This is a genomic window from uncultured Shimia sp., assembly GCF_913054185.1.
GTDB lineage: Bacteria > Pseudomonadota > Alphaproteobacteria > Rhodobacterales > Rhodobacteraceae > Shimia.
The window spans coordinates 1-5,810 of the sequence record NZ_CAJXIV010000145.1 but is presented as its reverse complement, the minus strand read 5'-3'; the positions used below and the strand labels follow the sequence as shown (position 1 = coordinate 5,810).

Genomic DNA, 5,810 nt, shown 5'->3' with positions numbered 1-5,810 from the left:
AGAGCCTCTATGAGGAATTTGTTGCCAAAGCGGTGGCGATTGTCAAAGGCTACAAGCTGGGCAATCCGATGGACGAAGCCACAACGATTGGTCCCATGGCCAATGTGCGTTTTGCCAATGAGGTGCGCGCACAAATTGCTGAAGCGCTGGAAGCAGGCGCTACCGCGCAGATCGAGACCTTTGCTGAGGATGACGGTGGGGCCTACCTGACGCCACAGATCCTGACTGATGTGACCCACGACATGCGGGTGATGCAGGATGAGAGCTTTGGCCCGGTTGTCGGCATCATGAAGGTGTCCTCTGACGCGGAAGCCATTGCACTGATGAACGACAGCGAATTTGGCCTGACTGCGTCTCTGTGGACCACGGACGTGGACCGCGCAGAGCGGGTCGGCAATGAAATTGAGACCGGCACGGTGTTTATGAACCGAGCCGATTACCTGGATCCCAGCCTGTGCTGGACCGGGTGCAAAAACACCGGGCGCGGTGGTGGGTTGTCAGTGATTGGGTATCAGAACCTTACGCGACCTAAGAGCTATCACCTGAAAAAGGTGACTGTGTAATCATGGGATCTGTTCTCAGCATGTGCGCTTGAGGACAGGTAAGCCGGGTGCCGGAGACAGAATGTCCCGGCATCCACTTTTTGAGGAAGAACAATGACACTCACTGGAAACTGGTCATATCCGACCGCGATCCGATTTGGTGCTGGCCGCATTGGGGAATTGGCAGAAGCCTGCGCCCAGGCCGGCATGAAAAAACCTTTGTTGGTGACCGATAAAGGCTTGGCAAACCTGCCAATTACAGTGGCAACCTTGGACTTGATGGAGGCCGCAGGGCTGGGCCGGGGGCTGTTTTCTGAGGTGGACCCAAACCCGAATGAGATCAACCTGACTGCAGGTGTAGAAGCCTATCGCGCTGGAGGCCACGATGGGGTGATTGCCTTTGGTGGTGGCTCTGGCCTTGATCTTGGTAAAATGGTTGCCTTTATGTCTGGCCAATCCCGCCCGGTTTGGGATTTTGAAGACATTGATGATTGGTGGACCCGTGCCGACCCAGAGGGCATTGCGCCGATTGTGGCGGTGCCAACCACGGCTGGCACCGGATCTGAAGTGGGCCGCGCCAGCGTGATCACCAACAGCGTCACCCACGCCAAGAAGATCATCTTCCACCCGAAGGTGCTTCCGGCAGTGGTGATCTGTGATCCAGAGCTGACCGTGGGCATGCCACAGTTCATTACTGCGGGCACTGGTTTGGACGCGTTTGCGCATTGCGTGGAAGCGTACTCAAGCCCGCACTACCATCCGATGAGCCAGGGCATTGCGCTCGAGGGCATGAAGCTGGTGATCGAGAACCTGCCACGCGCCTATGCGGACGGTCGTGACATCGAAGCGCGGGCGCAGATGATGAGCGCGGCGATGATGGGGGCCACGGCGTTCCAAAAGGGCCTTGGCGCGATCCATGCGATGAGCCATCCGGTAGGCGCGATGTTCAACACCCACCACGGCACCACCAATGCGGTCTGTATGCCTGCCGTGTTGGACCTGAACGCGCCAGTGATCACCGAACGGTTTGACCGCGCGGCGAGCTACTTGGGCATTGAAGGTGGCTACGACGGCTTCCGTGCCTTTGTGCAGGGCTTCAACGACAGCATGGGCATCCCACGCAAACTCTCTGACCTTGGCGTGACTTCCGAGGCAATTCCGGAGCTGGTGAAAGGCGCGTTGATTGACCCGTCTTGTGGCGGCAACCCGGTTGAGTTGACCGAAGCCAACTTGACCGCGCTGTTTGAGACAACGATCTAAGCGCTTTTGCGCAGCAGATAGATGTCCATAATCCACCCGTTAGAGGCCCGTGCATCCGCGCGGGCCTTTACGATTTGGGGGGAGACCTCAGACAGCGGGCCTTCGATCAGGATCTGCTGGTCCATGCCCACATAGCCGCCCCACCAGATGTGAATGCCGTCGCCTTCCAAGCTTTGGAAGGAACACTCGCCGTCCAGCATCACTGCCACTGTGGGGGTGTCTTCAGGCCAGCCGTCGTCCCGCAATTTGCGGCCTGTGGTGATCTGCACGGCACCACCGAGGGTGTTAAGCGGGATTGCGTGGGCCGCCGTCAGCATTTGCAGCGAGGTGATGCCCGGGATGACATGCACGTTGAGGTCGATGCCACGCTCGATCAGACGGTCAGCAATGCGGAGCGTGCTGTCGTACAGGGAAGGGTCGCCCCAGACCATTAGAGCGACAGTGCCGTCATTCGGCACATGAGTAGAGATGAGGTCCTGCCAGATCGCAGCAAGCGCGTCGTGCCAAGTGTTCACGCCGTCAAGATACTTCGGCGTGTTGGCGTCACGCACCGGATAGTCAAATTCGACAATATTTGGCGATGTGGTGAGCAGTTCGCTGGCAATCATCCGGCGCAAGTTGGCCAGCTCGGTTTTCTCACCCCCTTTGCGTGGCAACAGGATGACGTCGGCGCTTTCCAACGTTTTGATGGCTTGAAGCGTGAGGTGATCTGGATTGCCGGAGCCAATGCCCACCAGAGACAGTTGGATCATTTGCTTTCCGCCAATTCGCCAAAGAGGATGATGCCGGGGGCTTTGGTGATCTCGTTATTGAGCTGCTCGGCCAAGGCTTCCATGGTGGTGCGGGTCAGGGTTTGATCCGGGTGGGAAACGTTTTCCGCAAGAAGCGCAGGGCAGTCACGGCGCAGGCCCGAGGCAAAGAGCTTTTCGGCCAGTTCCGGGAAGGTCCGTTTGGGCATGAACAAAACTGTTGTCGCACCGGGGTCGATTAGCGATTGCAGGTGCAGATCACCGGGCAGGGCGCCCGCCACGTCATGGCCGGTCACAAACTGCACCCGTCGCGCCACAAGGCGGCGGGTGAGGGGGATGCGTGCTGCTGCCGCCGCCGCGCTGGCGGAGGTCACACCGGGGATGATTTCAAAGTCGATGCCGTTCTCTTTGAGAGCAGTGATTTCTTCTTCTAAACGGCCAAAGATGCCACTGTCACCAGACTTGAGGCGCACCACGCGAGCACCGGTCTTGGCATAGTCCACCAAGAGCTGGCTGACGTGGTCTTGTTTTGGCGAAGGGCGGCCAGCGCGTTTGCCTACCCCCACCAGATCAGCCTCTTTGTTGGCGTGCTCCAGGATGGGGCCGGAGGACAGGTCGTCAAACAACACCGCTTCGGCTTTGCCAAGGCGGTCTACGGCCTTGAGCGTCAATAGTTCGGGGTCGCCGGGGCCGGAGCTGACAAAGCTGACAAATCCGCTCATGAGGTGGCCTCTGCGATCAGATGGAAGAAAGTGCCAGTGACATGGCCTTTGATGGAACCCGTTTCAGGCACAGGATTGCCGTCCGCGTCGCCGACCTGGGCCAGCGGCTCATCGGGTTCTTCCAAAATGGTGGTGTAGTGGAATTCGTGGCCACGCAAGCGCGCGCCAGTGTCAAAGCCCAGCATCGGGGCGTTAAGTGTGGCTTGACGGTAGCCAAGGTGGAATTTGCGCTTCTCATAAGAGGTCACAAGGCCCAGCAGGCCGGCCATCTCGTGGCGCGTACCTTCTTTGTCGATCAACGCGGTGCCTAGGGCCATGTAGCCTCCGCATTCTCCGTGCACCGGTTTGGTTTGTGCGTGATTGCGCAGACCCGTGAGATAGGTTTGATTGGCGGCCAGTTTGCCAGCGTGCAGTTCCGGATAGCCGCCGGGTAGCCAGACCATATCCGCACCTGGATCAGGCGCTTCGTCGGCAAGCGGAGAGAACGGCAGGATTTCTGCGCCAGCGTCGCGCCAGCCGGTCAACAGGTGCGGGTAGGTGAAGCTAAAAGCCGCGTCACGCGCCAAGGCAATGCGCTGTGCAGGCGGTTTGGGCAGAGTGCCGAATTTGGCTTCGCCGGCCCGGGCGGCCGCTTTGATGGCGTCGAGGTCGACGTGCTCGCGCAGAAACTCCGCGTAGCCATTGATCGCCTCTTCAAGATCAGGATGTTCCACCGCTTGGATGAGGCCGAGGTGGCGCTCGGGCAGTGCAAGATCGCCACGGCGGGGCAACACGCCCAGCACGTTGACCCCCGCCTTGTCCATGCCTAGTCGGGCGAGGCGTTCGTGGCGTGGTGAGGCGCAGCGGTTGAGGATCACGCCTGCAAAGGGCAGGTCGGGATTGTAGGTTTTGAACCCCAACGCAGTGGCCGCAGCGGATTGCGCCTGACCACCCACGTCGATCACCAGAACCACCGGCCAGCCCATCATAAGGGCGGTTTCTGCTGAACTGCCAAAGCCGTTTTCCCCACGGGTGGCGACGCCGTCAAAAAGGCCCATGGAACCTTCGGCGACAACGATGTCGGCGCCTTGCGCTTGCTCGGATATGCCGCCAGCGAGTGCGGGCGGCATGGCCCAAGTGTCGAGGTTGAAGGCCGGACGGCGCGCAGCCGCATGGTGGAAGGCCGGATCGATGTAATCCGGGCCGGACTTGAACGGCTGGACCTTGAGGCCGTCTTCGGCAAGCGCACGCAGAAGCCCGAGCATCACCGTGGTTTTGCCGGTGCCAGAGGATGGCGCGGAGATCAGAATTCCGGGAGGCATAGTCATGTCAGTCATCTCTCTTTAGTCGTCGCCATGTTGCCAGCTTGACCATGGGCTGTCTGCGGTCTGCGGGCGGTATCGGCGGTCATATTCGGAAGCGTAGAGGCAGCTTTCGTCAAAGCCTTCGCCTGCCAGTGCGGGCCCCACAAGGATCAGCGCGGTGCGGGTGATGTTCTCGGTTACATCATTTTTAAGTGTGGCCAAGGTGGTGCGGATGACCTGTTGGTCTGGCCAACTGGCGCGGTAGACTACGGCCACGGGACAATCTGCGCCGTAGGCAGGCGCGAGGTCTGCAATCACATTGTCCAGATTGCCAATCGACAGGTGGATTGCAAGGGTTGCGCCGGTGGTGGCAAAATTGGTGAGGGTTTCGCCCTCGGGCATGGTCGAGGCGCGACCCGGGGTACGAGTCAGCACAACCGATTGCGCCAAGCCGGGCAGGGTCAGCTCAGTTTGCAAAGCGGCTGCGGCAGCGGCAAAGCTAGGTACCCCAGGAGTGACAGACACGGGAATGCCCTCGGCTTTCAGGCGGCGGATTTGTTCGCCCATGGCGGACCAAACCGACAGGTCGCCGGAATGCAGGCGGGCGACGTCTTGGCCCGCGTCATGCGCGGCTTTGCACTCGGCCACGATGGCGTCGAGGTCCAGAGAGGCAGTGTTGATCACGCGGGCGTTGTCTGGGCAGTGAGATAATATGGCCTCAGGCACCAAAGAGCCTGCGTAGAGGCAGACCGGGCAGGCGGCGATCAGGTCGCGGCCACGCAGGGTCAGCAGGTCGGCAGCACCGGGGCCTGCACCAATGAAGTGAACAGTCATAAAGGCTCTCCTTGCGCGATGGCGCAGGTGGCAAGGCGGTCGGCGGACACGACACGCGGGGTGGTCAGGGTGGCATCAGCAGTGAGTGCAGCCAGAGCGCAAGCTTCGGCCACCGAGCCGGTGCCGCGTTTTTCGCGAACCTTGGCGGATTGAGTCAGCGTTTGCATGGTTTGCATTTTACGTGCACCAATTTCCAAAATGGGTAAATTTTGAGCCTTCGCAAAGGCTTGCAGGGTGGAGCTATGCGCCTTGTCCGTTGGTGTGGCAATGGCGTCGACATGGGCAACAGCTGTCAGCGCCAACGCATCCCGCAGGCTGTCCTCTGTGGCAGAGGCGCGAAATCCAAAGCCGGCGACGATCATTTCTGCACACTCCATTGCACGATGGGAAAGCTGGATTTCCAGCCCCGCTTGCGGCCCA

Annotated in this window: 7 protein-coding genes; 2 read left to right on the top strand and 5 right to left on the bottom strand. The window is 60.1% G+C overall.

Features of this window, described 5'->3' with window-relative positions:
• On the top strand, positions 1 to 563 hold a 563-nt coding region (locus tag QZ517_RS19365; RefSeq protein ID WP_294230467.1), incomplete at its 5' end, for an aldehyde dehydrogenase family protein.
• A gap of 93 nt (positions 564 to 656) precedes the next feature.
• Positions 657 to 1,802, top strand: a complete 1,146-nt coding sequence (locus QZ517_RS19360) for an iron-containing alcohol dehydrogenase (protein ID WP_294230465.1) — start codon at positions 657 to 659, stop codon at positions 1,800 to 1,802.
• Here the strand turns inward: QZ517_RS19360 and cobF are convergent.
• The 5 genes from cobF to QZ517_RS19335 all read right to left on the bottom strand — a co-directional run.
• Positions 1,799 to 2,554, bottom strand: a complete 756-nt coding sequence (gene cobF / locus QZ517_RS19355; RefSeq protein ID WP_294230461.1) for a precorrin-6A synthase (deacetylating) — start codon at positions 2,552 to 2,554, stop codon at positions 1,799 to 1,801. The genes QZ517_RS19360 and cobF overlap by 4 nt on opposite strands.
• Entirely contained in the window at positions 2,551 to 3,273 is a 723-nt protein-coding gene (gene cobA / locus QZ517_RS19350) for a uroporphyrinogen-III C-methyltransferase (protein WP_294230458.1), read from the bottom strand. The genes cobF and cobA overlap by 4 nt, the downstream gene beginning before the upstream one ends.
• Complete coding sequence (locus QZ517_RS19345; protein WP_294230455.1) at positions 3,270 to 4,589, bottom strand: cobyrinate a,c-diamide synthase; 1,320 nt, start codon at positions 4,587 to 4,589, stop codon at positions 3,270 to 3,272. Before QZ517_RS19345 ends, cobA begins: the two co-directional genes overlap by 4 nt.
• Positions 4,590 to 4,595: 6 nt before the next feature.
• On the bottom strand, positions 4,596 to 5,390 hold the full coding sequence (gene cobM, locus QZ517_RS19340) for a precorrin-4 C(11)-methyltransferase (RefSeq protein ID WP_294230453.1): 795 nt from the start codon (positions 5,388 to 5,390) through the stop codon (positions 4,596 to 4,598).
• On the bottom strand, positions 5,387 to 5,810 hold a 424-nt coding region (locus QZ517_RS19335; RefSeq protein ID WP_294230450.1), incomplete at its 5' end, for a cobalamin biosynthesis protein. The genes cobM and QZ517_RS19335, both read right to left, overlap by 4 nt.